20 protein-coding genes and 1 tRNA gene are annotated in these 24580 nt (G+C 51.0%); 9 read left to right on the top strand and 12 right to left on the bottom strand.

Annotation, left to right across the window (positions count from 1 at the left end):
* Positions 1-1911, bottom strand: coding sequence for a bifunctional 5-dehydro-2-deoxygluconokinase/5-dehydro-2-deoxyphosphogluconate aldolase (gene iolC, locus NH461_RS19955; RefSeq protein ID WP_261604345.1), 1911 nt, complete (start codon positions 1909-1911; stop codon positions 1-3).
* A gap of 473 nt (positions 1912-2384) precedes the next feature.
* Positions 2385-4319 carry a 3D-(3,5/4)-trihydroxycyclohexane-1,2-dione acylhydrolase (decyclizing) gene (gene iolD / locus NH461_RS19960; RefSeq protein WP_261604346.1) on the bottom strand — a complete coding sequence of 645 codons (1935 nt, stop codon included), beginning with the start codon at positions 4317-4319 and terminating at the stop codon, positions 2385-2387.
* A gap of 418 nt (positions 4320-4737) precedes the next feature.
* Between iolD and iolB the strand changes: the two genes are divergently transcribed.
* Positions 4738-5562, top strand: coding sequence for a 5-deoxy-glucuronate isomerase (gene iolB / locus NH461_RS19965; RefSeq protein ID WP_261604347.1), 825 nt, complete (start codon positions 4738-4740; stop codon positions 5560-5562).
* A 71-nt stretch (positions 5563-5633) separates the two neighbouring features.
* Here iolB and NH461_RS19970 read toward each other — a convergent pair whose 3' ends face one another.
* Positions 5634-5978: a DMT family transporter gene (locus NH461_RS19970; RefSeq protein ID WP_261604348.1), complete on the bottom strand. Its 345-nt coding sequence runs from the start codon at positions 5976-5978 to the stop codon at positions 5634-5636.
* A 164-nt stretch (positions 5979-6142) separates the two neighbouring features.
* On the bottom strand, positions 6143-7342 hold the full coding sequence (locus NH461_RS19975) for an MFS transporter (protein ID WP_261604349.1): 1200 nt from the start codon (positions 7340-7342) through the stop codon (positions 6143-6145).
* 323 nt (positions 7343-7665) lie between these two features.
* Here NH461_RS19975 and cysI point away from each other — a divergent pair, with 323 nt between their 5' ends.
* Positions 7666-9372, top strand: a complete 1707-nt coding sequence (gene cysI, locus NH461_RS19980; RefSeq protein ID WP_261604350.1) for an assimilatory sulfite reductase (NADPH) hemoprotein subunit — start codon at positions 7666-7668, stop codon at positions 9370-9372.
* 6 nt (positions 9373-9378) lie between these two features.
* A complete protein-coding gene (locus NH461_RS19985) occupies positions 9379-10101 on the top strand; it encodes a hypothetical protein (protein WP_261604351.1) in 723 nt (240 codons plus the stop codon).
* Positions 10102-10186: 85 nt separating this feature from the next.
* Here NH461_RS19985 and NH461_RS19990 read toward each other — a convergent pair.
* The 3 genes from NH461_RS19990 to NH461_RS20000 all read right to left on the bottom strand — a co-directional run bounded on the left by NH461_RS19990 (position 10187) and on the right by NH461_RS20000 (position 13055).
* A tRNA-Gly gene (locus NH461_RS19990) sits at positions 10187-10261 on the bottom strand.
* A gap of 220 nt (positions 10262-10481) precedes the next feature.
* Positions 10482-10664 (bottom strand): hypothetical protein, encoded by a 183-nt coding sequence (locus NH461_RS19995; protein WP_261604352.1) that lies wholly within the window; start codon positions 10662-10664, stop codon positions 10482-10484.
* A gap of 195 nt (positions 10665-10859) precedes the next feature.
* Positions 10860-13055 carry a glycosyl hydrolase family 18 protein gene (locus tag NH461_RS20000; protein ID WP_261604353.1) on the bottom strand — a complete coding sequence of 732 codons (2196 nt, stop codon included), beginning with the start codon at positions 13053-13055 and terminating at the stop codon, positions 10860-10862.
* A gap of 497 nt (positions 13056-13552) precedes the next feature.
* On the opposite strand from NH461_RS20000, the gene NH461_RS20005 reads away from it, so the two are divergent.
* Together NH461_RS20005 and NH461_RS20010 are read left to right on the top strand one after the other, a co-directional pair.
* Positions 13553-14452, top strand: coding sequence for a chemotaxis protein (locus NH461_RS20005; protein WP_261604354.1), 900 nt, complete (start codon positions 13553-13555; stop codon positions 14450-14452).
* A 239-nt stretch (positions 14453-14691) separates the two neighbouring features.
* On the top strand, positions 14692-14985 hold the full coding sequence (locus tag NH461_RS20010) for a hypothetical protein (protein WP_261604355.1): 294 nt from the start codon (positions 14692-14694) through the stop codon (positions 14983-14985).
* Between the two features lie 64 nt (positions 14986-15049).
* Here NH461_RS20010 and NH461_RS20015 read toward each other — a convergent pair whose 3' ends face one another.
* Positions 15050-17473 (bottom strand): response regulator, encoded by a 2424-nt coding sequence (locus NH461_RS20015; RefSeq protein WP_261604356.1) that lies wholly within the window; start codon positions 17471-17473, stop codon positions 15050-15052.
* Positions 17474-17552: 79 nt separating this feature from the next.
* Between NH461_RS20015 and NH461_RS20020 the strand changes: the two genes are divergently transcribed.
* The gene (locus NH461_RS20020) at positions 17553-18311 is read left to right on the top strand and encodes a substrate-binding periplasmic protein (RefSeq protein WP_261604357.1); all 759 of its coding nucleotides are present in this window, start codon (positions 17553-17555) and stop codon (positions 18309-18311) included.
* A 108-nt stretch (positions 18312-18419) separates the two neighbouring features.
* On the opposite strand, the gene ribA is transcribed toward NH461_RS20020, so the two are convergent.
* The gene (gene ribA / locus NH461_RS20025) at positions 18420-19472 is read right to left on the bottom strand and encodes a GTP cyclohydrolase II (RefSeq protein ID WP_261604358.1); all 1053 of its coding nucleotides are present in this window, start codon (positions 19470-19472) and stop codon (positions 18420-18422) included.
* A 280-nt stretch (positions 19473-19752) separates the two neighbouring features.
* Here ribA and yjjG point away from each other — a divergent pair, with 280 nt between their 5' ends.
* Together yjjG and brnQ are read left to right on the top strand one after the other, a co-directional pair.
* Positions 19753-20427 carry a pyrimidine 5'-nucleotidase gene (gene yjjG, locus NH461_RS20030; RefSeq protein WP_261604359.1) on the top strand — a complete coding sequence of 225 codons (675 nt, stop codon included), beginning with the start codon at positions 19753-19755 and terminating at the stop codon, positions 20425-20427.
* A gap of 418 nt (positions 20428-20845) precedes the next feature.
* Positions 20846-22177, top strand: a complete 1332-nt coding sequence (gene brnQ, locus NH461_RS20035) for a branched-chain amino acid transport system II carrier protein (protein WP_261604360.1) — start codon at positions 20846-20848, stop codon at positions 22175-22177.
* A gap of 78 nt (positions 22178-22255) precedes the next feature.
* On the opposite strand, the gene NH461_RS20040 is transcribed toward brnQ, so the two are convergent.
* From NH461_RS20040 to hdfR, 3 genes are all read right to left on the bottom strand, one after another.
* A complete protein-coding gene (locus NH461_RS20040) occupies positions 22256-22438 on the bottom strand; it encodes an ATPase (RefSeq protein ID WP_261604361.1) in 183 nt (60 codons plus the stop codon).
* Between the two features lie 177 nt (positions 22439-22615).
* On the bottom strand, positions 22616-22789 hold the full coding sequence (locus tag NH461_RS20045) for a hypothetical protein (RefSeq protein WP_261604362.1): 174 nt from the start codon (positions 22787-22789) through the stop codon (positions 22616-22618).
* Positions 22790-23090: 301 nt separating this feature from the next.
* Positions 23091-23951 carry an HTH-type transcriptional regulator HdfR gene (gene hdfR, locus NH461_RS20050; RefSeq protein ID WP_261604363.1) on the bottom strand — a complete coding sequence of 287 codons (861 nt, stop codon included), beginning with the start codon at positions 23949-23951 and terminating at the stop codon, positions 23091-23093.
* A gap of 164 nt (positions 23952-24115) precedes the next feature.
* On the opposite strand from hdfR, the gene maoP reads away from it, so the two are divergent.
* Positions 24116-24469 carry a DUF413 domain-containing protein gene (gene maoP, locus NH461_RS20055; protein WP_261604364.1) on the top strand — a complete coding sequence of 118 codons (354 nt, stop codon included), beginning with the start codon at positions 24116-24118 and terminating at the stop codon, positions 24467-24469.
* Positions 24470-24580: the final 111 nt, after the last annotated feature.

The raw sequence follows: 24580 nt of genomic DNA on the forward strand, positions 1-24580 counted from the left end.
TTAGTCCTGGCCGCGCTGACGCCACAGGGTGATCAGGTTGTGATAGTTGGCTTTGACTTGCTGAATGAGTTGGTCATCATCAATACTGCCGGCCAGCCACTCGCGGGACGGTTGACCAAACAGGGTCCGCCCGACTGCAAATCCTTTCACAAGCGGCTGATCCGCAGCGGCTGCAAACCCGGTTTTCAGCTCCTCCTGCGGCGCATCAAGCCCCAGCAGCACCACGCCATGACAGAAAGCATCGCGCTCGGCAACGAGATCGGAGACCTGCTGCCAGCTTTGTGCCGACATCGGCGGTAGTTTCCACCAGTCCGGTTTCACGCCCAGATTGTAGAAGCGTTGCATGGCCCGAAGATAGAGCGCATCACTTCTTTCCATGTCGGCCGGCAGGATCACTTCCAGCAAGAGTTCATGGCCGGACTTACAACAGGCCTCGTAAACTTCTTTAACCTTGCTTTCCTGACGCAACCGGGTTGGGTGATCATCTTCCGGGTGGAAGAACACCAGGCATTTCACAATGTGCTCCAACGGCCAGTCGACCAGCTGAGAGCCGATGTTCCCGTGCTCCAGCTCCAGCGGACGCGAGCCCGGTAGCTCAATCGGCCGGCCGATCCACCAGCCCTGACCGGTAATTTCATTGAGCACGTCCTGGCCAAATGTACTGTCACACAGCAAGCCGGCTTTGCCTTGCAACCCGGCTTCTTCCGCCACGGCCTGGCTGGCTTTGAGGATCAATTGTTTCAGCGGTTTGATGCGGGACACATCGGCACCGACAGCACGAGCCATATCGACAAACTGGATCCGGTGGTCAAACGCCATCACGCACAGTTCATCCCACGCTTTATCGCGGGTCGTAACCCGGTGCAGATGATTCAGCTCAGCGTCCAGATCCGGGCGCGGCACCGCTTCAGCACGCGCGAGATAATTATCCAGTTCAATCTTGGTTGGCATCGCCGGGGCACAGCCATGACGGGAAACAACCAGCGCCCCACAGGCATTGGCGTAGGCACATGCCTGCTCCCAGCTCTCACCGTTAAGGTATCCGCGCAGCAAACCGGACATGAATGCATCACCGGCCCCCAGCACGTTCAGTACATCGACGCGCACGCCGTGAATCGTGATCCCTTCATCCAGGGTATCGGGGATCGCGCCAGAGAACACTGAGCAGCCGAGCGGCCCGCGCTTACAGACAAATTCAGCCTGGGAAACTTCGCGTACCTTACGCAACGCCTCGACAGTATCGGTCGAACCACCGGCAATATGAAATTCTTCCTCGGTACCGACAATCAGGTCAAACAACCCGAGCACTTCCATCAGCTGTGCTGTGACTTGCTCTGATTCGATGAAACGCGTCTCGCCGTCACCGAGTGAAGTCAGGCCCCAGAGTACCGGGCGGTAGTCAATATCCAACGCAGTTTTAACGCCATTGCGACGGGCATATTTCAGCGCGGTCAGCACGGCTTCACGGGTTTTCGGGTGGGACAAATGGGTGCCGGTGATCGCCAGGCAGCGTGCAGAGGCAATGTACTCTTCAGTAAAATCTTCACTGGTGATTGCCATGTCCGCGCAATTATCACGATAGAAAATCAGCGGAAACGTATCTTCGTCTTTGATGCCCAGGATCACTAGGCCGGTCAGACGATCTTTATCGGTGATCAGGTGGCTGGTATCACAACCGACCCGCGCCAACTCCTCACGCAAAAATCGACCCATGTGCTCATCCCCGACCCGGGCCAGCATGGACGATTTCAGCCCCTGGCGCGCAGTGCCGAACGCCACATTGCCCGATGAACCGCCCAGGTATTTGTTAAATGAGCCCATATCTTCCAGTCGGGCACCAATCTGCTGACCGTATAAATCGACCGCGATCCGGCCCATACAAATCACATCAAATTTTTTTTCGGTATTCACTTCCATAGCTCCTTAACAGCTCCTGCCTTACACCAGCGGCGTGTGGGCCCTGAATGCCTGCCAGCACAAGCAACCGGGTTGCCTCTGCTTTCACGCTGGGTGACTGCAAAGCACCATTTGTTTCGATACATCATTTATACGAAATATTTATTTTATTTTCAATCAATTTAAAAACAAGCATTTCATTATGTGATCTCACAGGAAGTTTCGGTCTACCGCTCGTCATCACTGGCCTTGGCTGGCACTGACAGGAAGGCACCTGGTTCACCCGACTCCGCCTTCCCAACCGGTGTCGAAGCCAAACGGCAGTTCATCGAAACCGCCTAAAATGAAATGTGCATTTCACCATGCGAACTGAGACAACAACGGCCTAAAAAAACAGCCCTGTATTCAGCAACGCGCTTTGAATACAGGGCTGTGATCGCCTAATGCAAATGAGCAGCGCTCACCGCCCCTCACTGCCATCGCAAGTATTAATACTGCCTTGCCTTGGTCTCAAGCACCTGTTGAATCGATTCTGCCGCCGCAACCACGTCCGGGTTCTCGGCCACCTGGGCGGTGCCGGTACGCCACCAGGACTCATAGCCATGGGTCATGGTTTTCGGTAGCACTTTAATATCAATCAGGGTTGAAACCGGCTGTTGTCTGGCATCTTCCAGCGCAGCGAGCAACTCGGCTTCAGTGTGAACCGTATACCCTTTACAGCCATAACTTTCGGCATTCTTGGCAAAATCGACTTTCACCAGGTTGCCGGTCATGCCGCCGGTCGCCGGATCGCGATGGCGGTTTTCCGTACCGAAACTCCCCATCCCCTGGCTCATTTGCAGATTATTGATACAGCCGAAACCGGCATTATCAAACAGCAACACCGTGATTTTCAGCCCTTCCTGGATCGCAGTCTGGAGCTCCGAGTGCAACATCATGTAGGAGCCATCGCCGACCATCGCGTAAACCGGCTGCTGCGGACGGGCAATTTTTGCCCCGACGGATGCCGCAATTTCATAGCCCATGCAGGAATAACCGTATTCCATGTGATAGGTATCCGGCTGTTTCGGCTGCCAGACCCGTTGCAGATCGCCCGGCAGCGAGCCCGCCGCACCAACGATAATCGCATCGTCTTCAAGATGTTGATCCAGCAATCCCAGCACCCGAGTCTGGGTCAGGCGGGTTTGCAGCGCATCGCTGTATTCCGGCAGTTTGTCATCCAGCTGGCCTGCAATCTCAGGGGAAAACCCTTCCTGATATTCAACCGCAAACAAACGCGCCAGTTCTGCGTTCCAGGCCGCTTTGGCGTCGGTAATTTCATCACGGTAACTGCTGCGATAGTCAGCCTCAGCCAGCTGCAGCCCAATCGCACTCATCGCTACTTGGGCATCGGCCACCACCGCGGTGGCATCCAGTTTATGAGCATCGAACTCGGCCACGTTCAGGGTCAGGAATTCAACCTCAGGGTGCTGGAACAAAGATTTCGAGGCTGTGGTGAAATCAGTAAAGCGGGTCCCGACCCCGATCACCAGGTCCGCCTCTTTAGCAATCAGGTTGGCAGCCAGGCCACCGGTGGTTCCCACGCCGCCCAGGTTCAGCTCATGTTCGGAGACAATCGCGCTTTTGCCCGCCTGCGTTTCGCCAAACGGGATATTGAACTGCTCGGCAAACTGACGAAATGCCTCATGCGCTTCGCTGTAGCGAACCCCGCCGCCGCAAATCAGCATCGGTTTCTTCTTGCGGCGGATCAGTTCGACCGCATCCTGAATCATGGCTTCCGTTGCCGGACGGCGCTCAATCCGGTGCACCCGTTTTTGGAAGAAATACTCAGGGAAATCGAACGCTTCCCCCTGTACATCCTGCGGCAAACAGACCGTGACTGCGCCGGTATCTGCCGGATCCGTCAGTACCCGCATCGCATTGATCATCGCCGACATCAATTGCTCAGGTCGGGACACCCGATCCCAGTAGCGTGACACCGGACGGAAACAGTCATTGGTACTGATCGTATTGTCATGATATTGCTCGACCTGCTGTAACACCGGATCCGGCTGGCGGGTCGCGAACACATCTCCCGGCAGAAACAGAACCGGAATGCGGTTTGCCGTAGCAGTTGCAGCAGCCGTGACCATATTCGCCGCACCCGGACCAACCGAAGAGGTCACAGCGTAGATTTTCTTACGCTTGTGCTGCTTGGCAAACCCCATCGCAATGTGGGCCATACCCTGTTCATTACAGCCCTGATGGACCACCAGCTCGCCGGCATCCTGCTCCAGTGCCTGGCCCAAACCAACAACATTCCCGTGCCCGAAAATGGTAAACACGCCGTGGATCAATCGATGTTGCTCACCGTCCACTTCGACATATTGCTGATTCATAAACTTCACCAGCGCCTGGGCGGTCGTCATTCGTAAGGTGCTCATACCACTGTCTCTCCAATAAATCATATCCTGGCAGAATCCATCCTGATTGCCTGCGGAAGCCGGTTCTGCCTCATCCGAGGGATCGTTTCACTTGATTGAAATCACTATATGGAACATTTTTTTCATTTCAAGATAATTATGAAATATCAACTTCTTTTGTGATCCGGGTCGGCCTTCAATGTACTTGTCCATCCCGCATCAAGGATTCATGCGTCTGACTGACAACTGGCACCTCGCTGCGCTTCATCACCGAAATGCACCTGATGCTTTGCTGTGAGTGCGACATGTTCGCAATTTCATGATCACTCGGAGTTGAAATAAAAATTCCACATGGTAGATTAAATGAAAGTTTGAAATCAGATCATACCCTTTAACAGGAAGCGAGGGTGCCCGTGCCCCACGCAAGCAGAGGTCCAGGATGTCCAAATTACTATCAAAATATCATGCGCCCGACGCACAAGGCCGGACGCAGCACATTACCCCCGCATCTGCAGCATGGAAATATGTCGGATTTGAGGTATTTGAACTCGAAGTTGGCCAACGAATCGACATGCCGGCCTCTGAGTGTGAAGTCTGCCTGGTGCTGGTCGCTGGTAAAGCGACGATCAGCACTCCGACCGCGACCTTTGAAAATATCGGGGATCGCATGGATCCGTTTGAGCGCAAAAAGCCTTACGCGGTGTATGTGACGCAGGGGGAAAGTTATGCCGTGGTGGCCAATACGGCGCTGGAACTGGCGGTCTGTCAGGCACCGGGGAAAGGCACTTACCCGACCCGCTTAATTGCCCCGGATGCTATCGGCGCCGAGCAACGCGGCCATGGCAATAACCAGCGTTATGTCCATAACATCCTGCCGGATGACCAGGCGGCCGATAGCTTGTTAGTGGTGGAAGTCTATACCGATGAAGGAAACACCAGCTCCTACCCAAGCCACAAGCATGATCAGGATAATGAACCACACGAAACTTATCTGGAAGAAACTTATTATCACCGTCTGAATCCTTCCCAGGGCTTTTGCATGCAGCGGGTATACACCGATGACCGATCACTGGATGAATCAATGGCCGTGTACAACAAGGATGTGGTGATGGCACCGAAAGGCTATCACCCGGTTGCCACCCTGGCCGGCTACGACAGTTACTACCTGAACGTCATGGCCGGGCCGACCCGAAAATGGCTCTTTACCTGGGAAGAAGACCACAACTGGGTCAACAGCCCGGCTTACGCTGAAAAGCACGTCTAACCCCATTCTCTACCTTTGTTGATGTTGTTTATTGCCCTGCTCACGTCAGGGCTTTTTTATTTGTGTGCCGATTAATGATCGATTGCCGTCGAAAATACATTAATGATCACGGTGCCAAGCAGAATCAAGGCAATGCCGACTATCGCGTACCCATCCAACTTCTGGCCATGCAATAACCAGGCAATCAACGCGACCAGTACGATCCCTGCACCGCACCAAATCGCATACGCCACGCCCAAAGGCATGTTCTGCACCGTCAGAGACAGCAGGTAAAACGCCAGACCATAGCCCACCAAGACACCGGCGGTGGGCACAACCGCAGTAAACTGATTGGTTCTGGGCAACCACGAAGTCGCCAACACTTCTAAGACAATGGCAAACGATAGAGTTACAAGTGGCGGGAGAGATGACAACATCACAATCTTCACAAGAAATACAAAAACATGCTTGATAAAGATATGTCGCGAAAAAGTCAACTCAATACGTTTGCCACTTCAACATTATACATCGGGCCTCATGCATTAAAGGCCCGCTTTGAGCATGAAAGATGGGACAGGATTCTCGTTGATGACCACATCATTCACACCGGCACTTCAGATTCTTCGCTTTTGTCCCGATTAAACCAGACATAAAGTGATGTACTGACCAGCAAGCAGAGCAGCACCCCATAAACCCACTGCCCGATCTCGGCATAGAGCCCCGCGCCAATCAGGGGACCGACGATAAATCCCAGAGACATTGCCGCCTGGAGCGCACCTGTGACTTGTCCCTGAAGCTGCCCGGTGACAGACAGGGATGCCTTGCTGACAATGCCCGGATAGACAAATCCGAAACCAACGCCTAAGGCAGCGAACGCTATCATCACGGCCACCAGCCCTTGTCCGGCGATAAAGACAGTCAACGAAATCATTATCGACACGAGTCCAATCGTGATCAGTTGCTGACCACTAAACTGCCATCTCTGAATCATCACCCCTTGGCAAATGACCGAGGCAACCGCACAAACCATAAAAGCAATCCCGACCCACTGCGCAGTCGTCACGGCGTCAAAAGATAATAAATCTTGCAAAGAAAAAGCGATCGTTTGCTGAATTGCGGAGAAGATTGCATAGACCGTCAGCATCAACAGGAAATACGGACGAATTCTGGCATCACGAAAACGGAGCTTTTCATTCCCCCCGGATTGCTGTTTTTGAGTGACGGGCGCTTCGTGCAGATGCTTGGCGGCAAAGGGGAGCGGCAACAACATAATCAACGCACTCAACACAATCGGCACCAGAATGCCAACCGAGACCAGCGCACTGCCTACCGCAGGACCGAGAATCATCCCAAGCCCGAACATCATGCCGATCATCGCCATTTTGGCCGGACGCTCTTCAGCACTCGTATGGGAAATCAGATAAGTCTGTGCCGCAGGCAAAATTGCAGACGTGAAAAAGGCAAACAAACAACGGGTCAGGACCAATAGCAGAAATACAGCGACAACGGACATAGTCGTGTCTATCGCCAACCAGAGCACGCCGGCAAATGCCATATTAAAGAAACCATAGCCTGCAACGCCCTGGATCAGGGATGACTTACTGCCTGCTTTGTCCACCCGACGTCCCCAGAACGGAGACACAACAAAAGAAATAAATGCCGCAGTACTGATCACCAAACCGGCTTGCAGCTCTGTCATCATTAATTCGCGGGACAGAGCCGGGAAAATGGCAAAAACAATCGACTGTCCGGCTCCGACCATTAACAGGAAAAAGTAGATAAAACCAAATTGAATACGCATAACCCCAGCCTGAACACCATCCGATGATGAACGGATCTTACACGATAATAATTCTCAATTTTATTTAAAATAAGCAACTTCATGCTTATTGATATAAAGAAATGAACTAAATAAGAACTATATCTCATTAATTTCGCGGGGATTTCACCTGATTCAACGACTCTGGTTTTAAGAAATTCCAAACGGTTATAAAAAACAATCTGTTATGCCATTTTTCACATCCATCTGTACCTGTTTCCGCGCAACAGCGAGTGATAGTTTTCTTGACGATGCCGTGCATTGACGCACCGGTGAGCAATATAACCTGGCAATGGACTATCACGATGAGCAATGAAAAACTCTCTGACAACGAAAGACTAAAACAAGAAAGTAAATTATTACGGGGCACCATTACGGAAGATCTGCAAAACCTGATCACCGGTGGCTTTGAAGGCGACAACTTTCAGCTGATCCGTTTCCACGGCATGTACCAGCAGGACGACCGGGACATCCGGGCCGAGCGCGTCAAACAAAAACTAGAGCCGTTGCATACCGTGATGCTGCGCGTCCGCCTGCCGGGCGGGATTATTACACCCAAACAGTGGCTTGGCATTGATGAATTCGCGTCCACCAATACCCAATATGAATCCATCCGTGTCACCAACCGCCAGGCCGTTCAGTTGCATGGCGTGCTGAAACATGACATCAAACCGGTCCACAAACTGTTAAACCAGCTCGGATTGGATTCCCGTGCAACCGCAGGCGATGTCAACCGGAACGTCCTCTGTACCTCGAACCCGATTGAAAGCGCATTGCATCAAACCGCTTATGAATGGGCCAAGAAGATCTCGGAGCACCTGTTGCCCAAAACCAATGCCTACGCTGAAGTCTGGCTGGACGGTGAGAAGGTATCCATCGAGAAAGAAGAGGAAACCATTTTAGGCAACAACTACCTGCCGCGTAAGTTCAAAACCACGGTCGTGATCCCGCCGCAGAACGACGTCGATGTGCACGCCAATGATTTAAGTTTTGTCGCCATCGGCGAAGGTGATCAGCTGCTCGGCTTTAATGTTCTGGTCGGGGGTGGCCTGGCCATGACCCACGGCGACAAAACCACCTATCCACGTATGGCCAGCGAATTCGGTTTTATTTCGACCGAACACACGCTGGCAGTCGCCGAGGCCGTCGTTTCAACCCAGCGCGACTGGGGAAACCGCTCCAATCGCCGGAATGCGAAAACCAAATATACGTTGGATCGCGTCGGGGTGGAGGCATTCAAGCAAGAGGTTGAGCAACGTGCAGGCGTCCAATTCTCCCCGGTTCACCCCTACGAATTTACGGCCCGCGGAGACCGGATTGGCTGGACCGAAGGCGTTGACGGCAAACATCACCTCACCCTGTTTATCCCCAGCGGCCGAGTGATTGACACTCCAGAGAAACCACGTAAGCGCGGGATGGCCAAGATCGCGCAGATCCACCAGGGGGATTTTCGCCTTTCCCCGAACCAGAATGTGATCATTGCCGGCGTGCCATCGGAGCAAAAAGAAGTGATCGATCAGATCGCCCGCGAATACGGGCTGATCGACGACACCGTCAGCCTACAGCGCAAAAGCGCCATGGCTTGCGTTTCTTTTCCGACCTGCCCACTGGCTATGGCGGAAGCAGAGCGGGCATTGCCGGAAATCTCCGCCCAAATTGATCGCATGATGGCGCAGCACCAAATGGCTGAACACCCCTTTGTCTTTCGTATCACCGGCTGCCCGAATGGTTGCGGCAGGGCGATGTTGGCAGAAGTCGGCCTCGTGGGGCGAGCCCTGAATCGTTACGATTTCTATATTGGCGGCAATGTCATGGGGACCCGTATCCCACGACTACACCAGAGCAACATGCCGATTGACGAGATCCTGGCTTTACTCGATGACTACATTGGCCAATGGTCGAAAGACGGAGCGCCGGATGAAGATTTTGGTGATTTTGCCATTCGGGTTGGGATCATCAAACCCGTCTACAACTCATCCGTCGATTTTTACGACCTACTAACGGAAGCCTAAGTGGTCATGGCAGGAGCAATGCCTCAACTCCCGATTGCCATTGTCCAACTGGACGAGCCACCTGCTGAGGTGGCTCATCTTGTCGGGCGTCAATGGACAGAAACACTTCTCCACGAGACGAATCCATTCGTTATCATTCACAGCCTGGAAGAACTGCAGCGAATCAATATTGACCACTATTCGTGTTTTATCATCTGCGGATTGTGGCATCGCGAGGCCTATCACCGTTTCCGGCAACACTTAGTTACCTGGTTAAAAGCAGTCGCCCATCGACGGCGCCCCCTGTTTGCGTTCGGCGATGCGCACCATTATCTGGTCGAAGCCCTTGGCGGCGAAAGTACGGGAGGGACGTGCAAGTGTACCGCTGGACTTCATTTCGTCGACACGAGTGCCAGTCACCAAGACAGCTTAACGGCCGGTCTTTCGCACACAACCTGGAGCTGGTCAATCAGTCGGTATACGGTTTCCCGCAAACCGGCCGGTTCATTCCCGCTCGCCAGCAGTTCAGCAGAGCCCTTTTACCTGCTCAAGCACAATGACTGGACCTACTCAACTCATGCACATCTCGGGATGAGCTGGTCAGCCATGGTCACCTGGCTCATCAATCATCCGGAGTATTTTCCCGGCAACGAAGCCGTTCTGGAACATCGCTTACATGACACCTGGGGCACCGCACTCCTCCATCGGTTTTTAATGACTTATGGCGTGATGGCGAGAGCGTTGCATTGAACAACAGCTACGTTGTTCAAAAGGCAGGTTCAGTAAGAGGAATCGTCAAAAGACATGTGGGGAAGAGCTGGACTTGGCAAAAACGTGGAGCGGGCAGCGGGAATCGAACCCGCATCATCAGCTTGGAAGGCTGAGGTAATAGCCATTATACGATGCCCGCACGGCAGATACTGCTCTGACAGTAATCGGGGTGCGTCACGCCATCATGTCAGCCCCCGTATAAAAATAAAGTCTTGATTCCGTGGATATGACAAATATCACATTCAGTGTGCTCAAATGGATAAAAATCCATCATCCGCAGACTGACGCGTCGGCGTGCACTCAGCCCTGTAACGACAAAAGCCGGCATTTCGCCAGCTTTTGCGCAACTCCAGCCCTTCCTACTTATCAGAAGGATATTCACCTTGTTTACGCCGACGCTCTCGACCCGTCGCCTGCCAATGCTCATTGGGGTCATAACTTTCATCGCAAATGTCCAGGGTGAACCCCATATCGACAATTTCTTTCAATGTCAGATTATCAGCAAGTTTGGCAATCTCTCCAGACTTGTTACGTAGCTCCATAACCGCCCACCTTCATCAATAGCCAAGCATCCCTGACTCATGACCGTCCCTGTTGAGCCGAACCGACCCTCCCTCGTCAACTTAACTATAGTGCCGCCACGGGTGTTTGTCCTACCATCACAGCCCAAAGCAAACAGCCCTGCAATGTGCAGGGCTGTGGTTTTCGACTCACCATGAGTCTCGGATTCGTGCCGATCAGATTTGCTGCCAAACGTCACTGGTGTCGGGTTGCTCCCCTCTTGTCCACCACTTCGCTTTATATTTCACACCGTTATAGACCACGATATCCCCCCCGACATAAACCTGGTTCGCATCCCAAACCGGCACCGCATCTGCTGTCACCGTGACAACAACTGTCGCACTGGCGGTCGCCTGCCCGTCAGAGACGGTGACAACCAGATCGACGTTGGTATCAGCGGTGACGGCAGGCGCCGTCAATGTAATGTCGGCGCCTGTCTCAGTCACAGCAACCGTTCCGCTGGAAGCGGTATAAGTCAGTGCATCACCATTCGCATCATCAGCCGTCACCGAAATCACGACCTGCTGGCCACTGGCCACCGTGGCTGTTGCCGGTGCCGAAAGAACAGGCGCGGTATTGCCGACATCACCGGAACCTTTCACATGGACTACGACATCTTTGGCCACTTGTTTACGCCCATCGCTCACCGTCACAGTCACAACGGCCTGCAAGTCGGTTGCCGTATTCGGCGCCTGATAAGTCACCGTTGCCGTACCGTCACCATGTTCAACGACCGTCGCATTGGCAGCCGTGAACGTGAGCGGGTCTGCATCAGCATCCGTTGCGGAGACAACGAAGCTGATTACCTGGCCGGCGTTGGCATGTTGTGCCGCCGGTACCGTCAGGACCGGCGCAGTATTCGGCACCGTCCCGGCACTAAAGACCCGATCAATGGCTTCTGCCAGTGGTGAACTCAACTGAGTACATTCTTTGAGTCGAGGTCCACGGTTAATGAAGGTCCCTTGACATTCAATATCACCATGGGCCTGCCAGACAATCACCCCGCCCAGTTGGTTATCCACGATATACTGGGCTTTTTTCTCAATGGCCTGAACATCATCGTAACTGAGGAAGTATTTACCTTTGACGGCATAAGGCACCTGGGCGTTGGCATCCCATTGATGCTCCCATCCCGACTGCTTCATAATGTAGTTATAGTTCGGTTGACCTTCGAACAGTTTCCAGTTATCCAGGTCAACAGCAGATAAAGTCGGTCCATCGACACTGAAATTCACGGTCCGTTTGTCTGTCGGCGCGCCGACATAAGCCACCGGCTCTGTGGTTTGAACACCGCGACCATAGAATGCTGCGCCAAAGTTAATTTTATTGGCCGGAACGCCTTTCGCGGCCATCCAGTTGCGCAGGTAATCCAGGTTAAACTCGGCAAATTCTTCTTCCGGATATCCATACAGTGGTGAGTTATGGCCCGCGACATTAGACCAACCGCCATTCAGGTCGTAGGTCATCATGTTGAAGTAATCCATTGAGGCAACAAGGCGCTGCCAGTTGTACCCTTCAAGTTTTGCAGGCGCTGCCGAAAAAGCGGCGGTGAGCAATTTATTTGGCCCAATCCGCCCACGAATATCTTCCATCAACTGTTCAAAATCTGCGAAATCAGTTGGATTCCCCGGGAAATTCATCCCTCCACTACCCGGAAATTCCCAGTCAATGTCGATGCCGTCAAAACCAAGCGCCATCAGCTTGTCGATATCAGCCAGGAAACGTGCCTTTTTCACGGGATCAGCAGCCATCTCAGGGAAGTGCTTGGACATACTCCAGCCCCCGAGCGAAGCCATGACCTTCACCCCTTTCTGGTGGGCCAAGTCAATCAGCCCCGGCGCACCACCGACTTTCTTGAGCGGAATCGGAAATTGACCGGTGATCCCGGTTGGTTCATGCAGCCAACCCCCACCGTGAGGAACGAAGCCCTGATCACGCACTTTTTTCAGCTGTTCTGCATTCCAGGGCTCATCAACCGGGTATTGGTGAATATACTCCAGCTCGCCCCAAAGAATGTGAAAATCCCAGCTGGAATAAACGTCCGGGTGCAACAGCGGGCCCGGCTCCTGCTGGACATCTGGCTGGTAGATATTTTTATTGCGCAAATCACCGCTATGTAACGAGCCATCCTTTGCCACACCGAAGAACGAAAAGTTAAGGATTGAGTAAATATCCATATCAATGTTTAAGTGCGTGGCTTCCCCTTTCACACTAAAACCTTCATTCGGGCCTTTCCAGGCTTCCCACTGAGTCAAATACCCAATCACTTGCTTATCGTGTGCCGGTGCCGCATGCCCCGTTCCGGCGATGCCGGCCATCAGCATCGCGGCGACAACGCCAGCAACGTTACTTCGGTTGAATCCCTTGTTCATGTTTCACTCCACGTTATTGTTATCCACTTAATCCGGTTTATGCCGTTCAACTCGGCCCGGTTGATATCCGCCGCAGCTACCACAAACATCGCAAGCACACACCGATAGCCTTCTCATTGGGGATGTATTCATTCATAGCGCAGTTTTTTTGCTTTGCGAAAAGGATTGATTTTTTTCAATATCACCTCAAGAAAATGGGCGATGAACGTGCAAGAATTCGCGGAAAATATAGATTTATCTTCCAATAATTTTGATTTTCAAGGAGGAATATCGAAATTCCCACAGGGTATAATTCACATGGGGAAATAAGTGACAAAACATCAGGACAGAGCACCGGATCCAGGATTGATCATTTCGGATCGCCAGGGAATGCGAATCACACGCGCTGAAAGGAATTCATCGTTGTATCAATCACATCAATTCCTATTTCCTCCAGAACGCGTTACTATAACGGATGTGTCCAACGTCATTGCTCTCGTGCAAACAGGGATTGAATCATGATCAAAAATGCGACAAATCAATCTCAGGGAATGCTGCTTTTTCACCTGACACAGCGACAGTCTTTTGCCATTGGAACGCTTAAGGTAAAGGAGATTGTCCCGTATTCCCAGCTCACTGCCATTCCCCACTCTCATCCGACGATTTTGGGCGCCGCGACCTTGCGGGGCGATACCCTGCCGGTCATCGATATGGCCAAAGCTGTCGGTTATCCGCCGTTAAGCAAAGATGAACTGAAAACCTGTTATATCATCGTCACCGACTGCCGGCGGATGTTGGTCGGTTTTCTCGTCCGGGGCATCGACAAGATCACCGCCTGTAACTGGCACGATATTGAAGCCCCGCCCAGCACGCTCGGGAATAACGTGTTCGTCACCGGGGTGATGAAAGTTGAAAATAAACTGGTTCAGCTGCTGGATGTCGAGCTGTTGCTGTCTAAGGTCTTCCCGGATAAGCCGGACAACTTGCATCCGGTGCTCACTGATGTTCAGCGCGAAGTCCTACGGCCACTGAAAATTTTACTGGTCGACGACTCCGCCGTTGCTCGCCGCCAGCTATCCCAGGCACTCGACAGTATCAGTATCCCTTATTTTATCGCCTCCAACGGTCGGGATGCGCTGAACATGATGCGCCACGCAGCCAGCAGCGGCAGTCCGTTTGACATCCTGGTCAGTGATATTGAAATGCCGGGTTTGGACGGGTATGAACTGGCTTTCGAAGTTCAAAACAGCCATGAACTGAACCATACATACGTGATTCTGCACACTTCTTTGTCCAGTGAGATCAGCGTCTCACAGGCCCATCAGGTTGGCGCGCATGAAGCACTGACCAAATTTGAAGCCAATGAGTTGATCCACGCCATGCTCCGTGGTGCAGAAAAGAGTCATGAAGTCGCTTAATTCGACCCTTTCGTTGAGGGACCCGGTGGGTCCCTTTTCTGTGCCTGACTTCTGGCTCTCAACGCCAAGTTCAGAGGCCAAGGCTCCAGGCCAAAAACAGCATAGGGACAGAGCAGCACACCAAAAGTTCCGCGCCGTACCGGGTCAGACTTCAGGTTTGACGCAATACTGACAATAAAAAAGTTCTAATCAGGCAAATTAATACCAACGCCACTCGCTAGCCCGATAAGAGAACGATCATGATAAAGCGCGCCCTATTTTCCCTCATCCTGCTCGGTATGGCCGCCCGATCACACGCGACCCCAGAGCTCCTGGTTCCCTCAGAAGTCCAATGTGGCCCATTTCAATACATCGAAACTATTGAAGTGCACGGCGATATTGAGGACAGCGTCCTGCGGCTGATCCATGCGACCCTTGAAAATAAAGATTCTGATTTCTACGTCATTCAAAATATCTCTGAAGATACCCGGGACGATAGCCTGACTGTAGTGATCAATCTGTATAACCAGGGTGAGAGTTACAACCTTTCGTAGCACGGCTCTTACCCAAAATGCTGGATGCTGACACTGCAAACATCGATCGCGGATGAACACACGACTAACGTCGGTCCGGTGCCAAGTATTTCTCCAGCACCTGAGCCAGTATTTGCTGGCTCACGGGCTTCGAGACAAAGTCATCCATCCCGGCAGCCAGGCATTTATCCCGCTCTTCCTTCACAACATTTGCCGTCAGCGCGATGATCGGCACATGCTCACCATCCGCTTCAATCTCTCGAATGGCTTTTGTCGCGCCAAAACCGTCCATAACCGGCATCTGACAGTCCATGAAGATCAAATCGAACGTGTATTGCTGAAACTTCTCAACCGCTTGTTTTCCGTTGTCGGCCAGTTCAACCTCGACGCCTAGTCGCTCCAACATTTTTTGCGCGACTTTCTGATTCACCATCGTATCCTCCACCACCAACACGGTCATATGTGGACGGGATAAAACTTGTTGGTCTTGCTTAGTCCGGTCGACGGCGTTGGTCCGGCGATCCGCCGCTTGCCAGCCTGAGCCGGTCGGTGATACCGGCAAAGATGATAGATATGCCTCGGGCATAGTCTGCTTCGGCTCAATGCCCGAAGCTACAGTCACAACCGCGGGTAAATCCTGTACTGTTTCGACACGAATTTCTTGTCGTTGCACTACCTGCTGAACCGCCCATTTCAAATTGCTTTCTTTGTAAGGCCGAGCCAGATAAGAGTAAATACCGGCCTGTTTCGCCCGCACCTCATCACCAACTTCAGGCCCAGCGGAAATCATCATCATTCTCGGACATCGCTCGCCGAACTGTACCCTGAGTTGTTTGGCCAGTTCAAATCCATTCATGTCCGGCATCACTTTATCAATAAAGATCAAATCAAACGGTTCATGATTACGTATGGCGGTCAGAACATGATCAGCAGCTTGCGATGCATGTTCACAGCAAGTTGACTTTGCTCCAAAATTCTTCAACTGTGCCGAAGTGATCCGCATATTCAGCATGCTGTCATCCACCAGCAACACAGACAGCTCCGACAGCGCTTTCCTATCCCCTTCTGATGGCGTTAACAGTTCATTCTTTTGCAAAGTGATTTCGAAAGAAAACGTACTCCCTTTACCCGGGGCACTCTCCAACATCAGCTCTCCCCCCATCAGGCGAACGATTTCCCGGCAAATCGCCAACCCCAATCCAGTTCCGCCATACTTGCGAGTGGTTGTGCCATCGGCCTGTTGAAACTTCTCAAAAATGGCGCTGTGCATCTCCGCCGGGATCCCAATCCCGCTATCTGCCACAGAAAAACGCACCGTTGCACTCTGGGGGGCTTCCTCGACCCGATCAATTCTCAGCTGAACATAACCCTGCTCGGTAAACTTAATGGCATTACTGATCAGATTGTTGAGCACCTGCCGCAGTTTGGTCGCATCCCCGAGCAACATCGGCGTGATTTTCCGGTCAATATTGCATTGAAATGACAATTGCTTCTCCGCCGCACGTAACAGGAAGACCGACTCCACTTCCTGGTTCAGCTCAAACAAATTCAGCAAGCTATGTTCCAGCTCCAGCCGTCCGGCTTCAATTTTTGAAAAGTCCAGAATATCGTTGATTAAATCCAGTAACGACAACGAAGAGGTATTGAGCATGTTGACAAATTCTTTCTGCTCTTCCGGCATCTCCATCTCTTTCATCAGCCCCGAAAGACCGATGATGCCATTCATCGGTGTACGAATCTCATGACTCATATTGGCCAGAAACTCACTTTTCTTCCGGTTTGCCTCCTCTGCATAGGCTCTCGCATCTTCCAGCTGGCTGTAATGCTGGCGGATTTGATGCGTTGATTGATTGTAACTTCGAGTAAGAATGGAAATTTCATCCTGGAAGAAACGTTTCGGCAGGTGAATCGTCCTCGGGACTTTGTCTTCGCCCAGTTCCCGCACGGTTCGTGACATCAGGGTCAGTGGGTAAACAACCAGGTGATACATGATTAGGATAATAACCACGGCGATCACAAAGGTTTCGACCGCCTGGCTCATCAACAGGAAAATGAATTTATCCATCAGCCCCTGATACACCTGGTAGAGATCAGACTGAACCGTCAACGTGGCCAGTTGAAAGGGCCGTTCGCCCAGATAATATTCCATGTCCCAGCTTTTTTGATGGACATATTTAGGCAAAACGGAGCCCAGACGAATAATCACCCCATCATTATCTTTAATCTCCAGATAATGAATACCGGGCAGGTGCATAATTCCTTCCGCTTGCGTCGCCAGTTGTTCGCGATCTTCCACCCACAAGCTGGAAACCAGGCTGGATAAATAACTCTCTTCAATTTGCACGAATCGTTCATCGATTCGTGCCAGTTCTTGCTTATAATCTAAATAGAGGTTCAAGAATGTTGATAATAAAGTAAATAAGGTACTGATCAGCAACACTGATATCAGTAACTGCTTTGCAATGCCTAACTTCCGTTTAGGTATTTGATCCCAGTTCGCATTATTCATCCGTAAACTCGCATCTTATCTTTCTTCTACTAACATAATAGTAGCTTCTTCAATCAGATAGTTAATGTAAGGACACATTATGAAGAAAATATCTTCTGCCTTGTCGGTGCTTGCGCTCACCGCGGCCAGTTTCAGCACCCAGGCCGAATCAATTAACTACTATGTCATTGCCAAACAAGCGACGCCTTTTCAGATAGCAGGTGACAATAATCAACAAAGTGGTATTGTGACGGACATCGTCAAAGCCGTGTTCGAAGACAGTTCTTATCAGATTAACTATCACACCTACCCGTTTAACCGGATGATCTCGCAACTGGAAGCCGGCGGAGAGCCCAACTGGATCACCTACGGCAGTCCGAACTGGGGCAAAGTTCAATCAGAGAATTTATCTGAGATCCCGATTTATACCGTCAAGCATGTGCTCGTCAGCACCCGTGAAAGCAATCTTCAGTTTCATTCCATTCAGGATATGCATAAAAAAATCATTGTGCTGTTACACGGATTTGACTACCCACAGCTCCTGCCTTATTTTGAAAAAGGCGAAATTGAAGAGTTAAGGGTAAAAGATTATCAGGCAGCATTTCGGATCATCCATAAATTCCCGGAATTTGCGGCATTTGTCGAAATGGAGTCGAGAGTGAAGTATAACTTGGCGCAATTAAATCAGGAGCAAAGTGATTTTCGAATCCAACCATTTCGCTCCGTGATCCCGGACTATCCCATCTACCTCGCGTTTGATCCACAAATGAATCCAAACACACAAGATTTTATCAATCGCCGATTAAAAACGCTCAAGGCAAATGGTCAAATTGATGATATTATTCAGCGTTATTTCTAATAAGCCATCATTTATCACCAGTTATCATTTCTAACTGGCCATCATGGCTCACTAAAAAACAAATCATGCCCATCAAACGACCCGGGTCCGTCTGATGGGCAATCGCTGTTACTTAATAAACACAGAATCGAACATATGGCCTAATTTGGCGGCTTTAGTTCTGAGGTAATTTTCGTTGTGTGGATTGTTCCCTTCCTGAAGTGGTACCCTGGCTTCGATCTGAATGCCGGCATTCTCAAGTGCTTTCACTTTACGCGGATTATTAGTCATCAAGCGTACCGACTGAATATTCAGAAAACTCAGCATGCCTCGGCAAAATGAATAATCCCGCATATCTGCCGCAAAGCCCAGTTGCTCATTCGCCTCGACGGTATCGGCGCCCTCATCCTGCAAATGGTATGCCCGGATTTTGTTGATCAACCCAATGCCCCGTCCTTCTTGCCGCAGATAAAACAGCACACCGCTACCGGCATTGACGATATTCTCCATCGCCCGGGCTAACTGAAAACCGCAATCGCATCGGGCGCTGAATAAGGCATCGCCAGTCAGACATTCTGAATGAAGACGGATCAACGGTGGTTGCTCTTCATTCAGTTCACCGTATACCAAAGCCAGGTGCTCTTTCCCTGTAGCCTGCTCGATGAAGCCATACATCTGAAAGGTGCCCCACTTCGTCGGCAGTTTTGCACTATCCACAAAGTAAACGAGATTATACGGCTCCTGATTCGCAAAATAATCCCGGACTTCCATCAGAATCTTGCCCAACTCATTGCGACCGGCGCCATCACCGCCATCGCCCCAAAAATCATCCTTGTGAGAATGCTCTTTCAGCACTTTATCGCCGGTACTGACCAATAAATGTGCGAGCCGGGGGTTCTGTCTGAATTTTTCGAACACAATAAAACGCATCACTGCCGTGCGCACTTCCATCCAGTCATCTTTGACTTGTTCGCTGTATTCACGGCTCAACCGGAATGCCTCATCCGGTGTCTCGGATTGACGAATTTGGTTTTGAATATCAGAGTCTACAAACTTCTGGGCCTGATAATAGTGCTCGCTGGTTGGCCAAACGATCCCGCTGAGATTGATCGGACTCGAAGCAAAATTTGAAAGAAATCCATGGCTATCATCCGGCTCGTAAAACTGTATTTCCTCAATCATTCATTTCACTCCCTGGCATTAAAGAAAGATGGACTCGCAAGAAATTCAGATCCTCCCTGTCTCATTCCCTTTACCTCTCAGTATAGTTAACCGCGCAAAACCACCAGCAAATTTTTCTCTCAGCTTAAATTTATATACCTGTACTTTTTTGCGACATTCGATTCAATGATTCTCATCCCCAGACAAGACTGGCATTCTGATACTGACAAACTTAAAATGCCTGCCAGGTGATGCACTTTGCACACCCTGTTAAAGCAGTCATGTCTATGGACAAAGCATAATGAAATATCAATGGATTCTTTTTGACGCAGACGAAACCCTGTTTCACTTTGATGCCTTCGAAGGGCTACGTCTGATGTTTTCTCGCTATGGGATTGACTTTACCCACCAGGATTTCGAGACCTACCAGGAAGTGAACAAACCGCTCTGGGTCGATTATCAGGACGGCGTGATTAACGCCCAGGAACTCCAGCACATCCGGTTCCAGACCTGGGCCGATAAACTCAATATCACCACGAAAACAATGAATAGTGCCTTCCTTGAGGCCATGGCAGACATTTGTACGCCGCTCCCGGGTGCCCGAGACTTGTTGGATAACCTGAAAGCACACTGCCAGCTCGGGATCATCACCAATGGCTTTACCGATCTGCAACAAGTTCGCCTGGAGCGCAATGGGTTACAGGATCACTTTTCAGCCCTGATCATCTCAGAGCAAGTCGGCGCGGCAAAACCAGATCGCCGTATTTTTGAACATGCCTTCTCTGAAATGGGCCACCCAGATAAAACACGAATTCTGATGGTCGGTGACAATCCGCATTCCGATATTCTTGGTGGACTGAATGCCGGAATTGACACCTGTTGGTTGAACCCGCAGGGCCACCCGACCCCGGAAGGCATTCAACCGCATTACCAGGTTGCCAGCCTGAATGAGCTGAACGCCCTGCTCTTTGCATAACATTTCACCGCTTGGTTTCTCTGTCTGGCAGCGCAGCCGCGGCAGAGAAACCAGCAATAATCAGACTTAATCCTTTTTAATATCAACAACTTATTCAAATCAACTCTCATCACAGCAACCCTCTTCTGCCAATTAAATTCCAGAACAACATAAAATAGGGCTTTACAGCTCAGCAAGCAGACATTAAGTTAACATCCATCCCATTTAACCCAGCGTGTGATGTATGCAAACTTATTCTGCAAACAATTTGTCTGCTAACCGGCCTCTCAATGCCGGGCATGCGTACGCACTGGTCTCTGTCGTCGTCGTCATTCACTGACGCTGACGATGTATGTTTTCGTCAGCCTGGCTGGCGGAAACGAGCATCCCTCTCTTTTCAACCCAACCATGCTGACCCTTCGGACTCTAGGTGGTTTCATTGAAAAAGAGAGATATCACAGCCATTGGCTTTACAACCTTCGCTCTGTTCCTCGGGGCAGGTAATTTAATTTTCCCGCCGATGATGGCCCAAAATGCCGGTGAGCAATGGCTGCTTGCGATGGCCGGGTTTCTGATTTCTGCCGTCGGGCTTCCCGCGCTGACCATCGTGGTGCTGGGGCGTTTATCTGCGACCGACAAGTTAACCCGCGCTTTGCCGGATTGGCTCGGCAAAACCTTCTGGCTGGCTGTCTTTTTCACGCTGGGACCGGCATTTGTTCTGCCCCGCGCCGTGAATGTCGCTTACGAAATGGGCATTAAACCGTTTACATCCACCGATCTGTTGTTGCCTTTCTCGGTCCTGTTTTGCGCCCTGAGCCTGTTTCTGGCAATCAAACCGGGCAAAATCGTGGATATTATTGGGAAGTTTATGACACCAGGTCTGATCATCATGCTCAGTATCCTGGTTGTCGCTGCCCTCTTCGATCCGCAAGGCACCACGACGTCGGCCCGGGAGGATTATCAGGCAACGCCGCTCACCCAGGGCCTGCTCGAAGGTTATATGACCTTGGATGCCATTGCAGCCGTCGCTTTCGGCTGGGTGATCATTCAGGCCATTAAAGCGAAGGGGGTGCATACCCCGGCAAAGATCCGCCAATATAGTTACATTATTGCCGGCATTTATATCCTGCTGATGTCCGGATGCTACCTGGCGATGGGCTATCTCGGTGCCACCTCATCCACCATTGCAAGCAATGCCACCAACGGCGGCATGATCCTCACCCGGTATGCGGCTGCCGTGCTAGGGCCGCAGGGCCAGAGTTTACTCGCCATCATCACCCTGACGGCCTGCCTGACCACCATGGTTGGCCTGACCAATGCCAATGCCGAGTATTTCCGGCAAAGCTACCGCCTGAAGTTCAACCGCGTTGCCGCCGTTGTGACGATTCTGACAGCGCTCGTGTCCAACATCGGGTTGGAGCAATTGATTGCATTCAGCTTGCCACTGATCCTGACCCTGTGTCCGGTCGCAATTTCCCTGATCCTGGCTGCCTGCTTTCCGTCAGCCAATAACGCTGCCCTAAAATACCTGGTGTATACGGCGATCCTCTTCGGCAGCCTGGATACCTTGTCGGTGCTGAAGATGATGCCGCAAGCCTGCGATATGGGGTTACAGCAATGGCTGCCCCTTTACACCCAACACCTGAGCTGGCTCCTGCCGAGCTTTTTGGTGCTGGCAGCGCTCGCTTTGCGTCACAAACGCGCTGTGATCCGTAAACGCACGGTGATCAGTAAAAGCACTTTGCCGTCCCAGGCCAGTATTCGTTCATGATCATGCGCCCCGATCAAAAACGGCACCCTGAGGTGCCGTTTTTGATTCAATCGGATACTGGTAGTGCTCACAAGCTACTTAGTCTGCTTGTCCCGGTGTTCGTTGACCGGTCATATAGGCTTCAAGAATTTCCGGCGTCAGCTCACCGGCTGCTTCCAGTCGCTTCAACTCTTCAACAATTCTTTTTTGCTCATCCAACGCAGGGATCGGCAGTTCAGGTTCTTTCTCAATATCTTCAGGCAGGCTCAGATTCTCAAGCATGGTTCAAACTCTTTGCGGATGTTTAACTGACGGCAGTATACCGGAATGCAACCGAAAAAGGTTGATCCGATCGACGTCACCTGTGAAAAAGGCTGAAAATAATACACCGGAGCCATAGGCTCCGGTGACATCATTCGGGCGTAGTTGCGTCCAGTCTGTTTTGTTCTGTGAATAACGTCACTGGTAATCCCAGTCTCGACTCTCCTCAAAATCCTGGTATTCGTCACGCTGACGTGCAATACGACGCTTCTTCTTCTTTGATGGCTGACTGAAGTCAAACAACTCTTCTTCATCATCAAATTTATTTTTGAATTTAGATCCTTTACTGAACTTTTGATCTAACTTTGCCATACTCGTTTCCTGACATAGCTCAAGAGTACAAAACTGCTACAGATTAGTTGAACACTGGTAATGAACTCGGCGAGGAACCAGAGTTCATTACGAATAGGTACAGAATAATAATATTCAATTATGACAAAAATGCTAATGCTTGCTGATTCGGCAAGGAAAAATTATGAACTAGCACCAAGTCATGAACGTTGAACGCGTTGTCGATTGAAGCGTCCCCGCCTCAGCGCGGAGAGTACGCAATCCGACCCGGACAAGTACAACAATATATTTTGCTGGTCACGAGCAATTTTACTTATCGCCGTTACACGCTCTCACTCACCTGATTAAATGGGACCGACAACATCGATTCAATCAAATCAGCCTTGTCGCTATCTTCCCGCCAAACCAGGTATAGCGACTGCTCCATCACCGGTGCATCCGGCACCGCAAACAGTGTGCCTTCTTCGACGCTGTGCGCAACAACCGGTGCCGGCAAATAGCCGACGGCACGATTTTTCAGCAAGTACTCCAGGGCCATCTTACTCGAGTGGGTATGCATGATCGGCGTTTTCTGCAGCTCAAGCACCCGGCCATGTTCCACCGAAAATCGCGTACTCCAATCAAGATACACTAATGGATACGCCTTAATATTCTCCATCGTACAATGTGGATCCCGGCTGACCAGTTGTAACTGGAAATCTCTGACCTTACTCACCTGCAAGTTTTCGATTCGCGGCGGCTCACTGGTGATCGACACATCAATACTGCGATCCAGCAAGCGCCGGGCCATACTCTGACGAGACACCGATTCAAGCCGCAACGCCAACCCTTCAACAGTGCCGTAAATCCGATTGATCCAGTCTGAGATGCCATCGAACTCCCAGAACACAGGGGAAGCGCCCAGAGTCACCTGGCTATTTAAGCTATCGGACAGGGCGACATCCTGCCGTGCCCGACCCCAGGTCTGCAAAATCGCTTCGGCGTAGGGCTGAAGTCGCTCCCCGGCAGCAGTCAGATGAACATTGCCACGCTGACGTGAAAACAGTTCATTGCCCAGTTGGGATTCCAGCTGGCGGATACGGAAACTCACTGCGGACTGAGTGAGGAATAAGTTATCCGCAGCGCGGCCAAAATGACGGGTCTTGGTCACTTCAAGAAAGGTTCTAAGTAGTTCTGTATCCACAGTATTCTCAACTTACATGGCGTTAAATCTTCAACGTGTGATAGTACACGTCAGGTCCCCTTATTATTAATCGAAATTTCTTATCGTCACAAAGAAAAAATTTTGTTTTACAACACCAGTCGGCTGAAAGAATATCACCGAAAATCTCATCAGGAAGCATTGACATGAGAAGTGAAGGCAAATTTTACGACGATAAAAATTTCCCACGCGGCTTTAACCGTTCCGGTGTTTTTACGATTAGTGAAGCCACTCTTTTAGAAAATTACGGCCGAACCATGTCCGGCCTGGCAAGCGGTGCCATGGCGCCGGTCTCCGATTCTGAATCGCAGTTTCTTGCCGAGATTCGCGGTGAAACAGACGCCAACTCTAACTTTGCAAAGTGTTGGCTGAAATATGTTTATAAAACAACAAATAAAGTTAAAAGCTACACCCTTTGCGCATCACAGCGTAAATCGGCTAACAGTTACGACGATGATACTGACAGTGATGTAGGCGGCGACGACGATTTGGATTATTAATGACGTCGCCCCGAGCGCCCAGCTGGCAGTTAGTCCTAACCGCCCGAATTAACTTCTGACGATTGAGCCATCCACTGCCGTGCGATGGCTTTGTTTTCTTTTAGTGCCTGT

This window comes from Photobacterium sp. TY1-4, from assembly GCF_025398175.1.
Taxonomy (GTDB): Bacteria; Pseudomonadota; Gammaproteobacteria; order Enterobacterales; family Vibrionaceae; genus Photobacterium.

Excerpts from the sequence above, each read along its gene's own strand:
- NH461_RS20010 (WP_261604355.1), top strand. The coding sequence starts at position 14,692 with ATGATAAAGCGCGCCCTATTTTCCCTCATCCTGCTCGGTATGGCCGCC.
- NH461_RS20005 (WP_261604354.1), top strand. The coding sequence starts at position 13,553 with ATGATCAAAAATGCGACAAATCAATCTCAGGGAATGCTGCTTTTTCAC.
- cysI (WP_261604350.1), top strand. The coding sequence starts at position 7,666 with ATGAGCAATGAAAAACTCTCTGACAACGAAAGACTAAAACAAGAAAGT.
- NH461_RS20040 (WP_261604361.1), bottom strand. The coding sequence starts at position 22,438 with ATGCTTGAGAATCTGAGCCTGCCTGAAGATATTGAGAAAGAACCTGAA.
- NH461_RS20015 (WP_261604356.1), bottom strand. The coding sequence starts at position 17,473 with ATGAATAATGCGAACTGGGATCAAATACCTAAACGGAAGTTAGGCATT.
- NH461_RS20000 (WP_261604353.1), bottom strand. The coding sequence starts at position 13,055 with ATGAACAAGGGATTCAACCGAAGTAACGTTGCTGGCGTTGTCGCCGCG.
- NH461_RS19970 (WP_261604348.1), bottom strand. The coding sequence starts at position 5,978 with ATGTTGTCATCTCTCCCGCCACTTGTAACTCTATCGTTTGCCATTGTC.
- maoP (WP_261604364.1), top strand. The coding sequence starts at position 24,116 with ATGAGAAGTGAAGGCAAATTTTACGACGATAAAAATTTCCCACGCGGC.
- NH461_RS19975 (WP_261604349.1), bottom strand. The coding sequence starts at position 7,342 with ATGCGTATTCAATTTGGTTTTATCTACTTTTTCCTGTTAATGGTCGGA.
- NH461_RS19995 (WP_261604352.1), bottom strand. The coding sequence starts at position 10,664 with ATGGAGCTACGTAACAAGTCTGGAGAGATTGCCAAACTTGCTGATAAT.
- NH461_RS20020 (WP_261604357.1), top strand. The coding sequence starts at position 17,553 with ATGAAGAAAATATCTTCTGCCTTGTCGGTGCTTGCGCTCACCGCGGCC.
- iolB (WP_261604347.1), top strand. The coding sequence starts at position 4,738 with ATGTCCAAATTACTATCAAAATATCATGCGCCCGACGCACAAGGCCGG.
- yjjG (WP_261604359.1), top strand. The coding sequence starts at position 19,753 with ATGAAATATCAATGGATTCTTTTTGACGCAGACGAAACCCTGTTTCAC.
- NH461_RS20045 (WP_261604362.1), bottom strand. The coding sequence starts at position 22,789 with ATGGCAAAGTTAGATCAAAAGTTCAGTAAAGGATCTAAATTCAAAAAT.
- iolD (WP_261604346.1), bottom strand. The coding sequence starts at position 4,319 with ATGAGCACCTTACGAATGACGACCGCCCAGGCGCTGGTGAAGTTTATG.
- ribA (WP_261604358.1), bottom strand. The coding sequence starts at position 19,472 with ATGATTGAGGAAATACAGTTTTACGAGCCGGATGATAGCCATGGATTT.
- NH461_RS19985 (WP_261604351.1), top strand. The coding sequence starts at position 9,379 with ATGGCAGGAGCAATGCCTCAACTCCCGATTGCCATTGTCCAACTGGAC.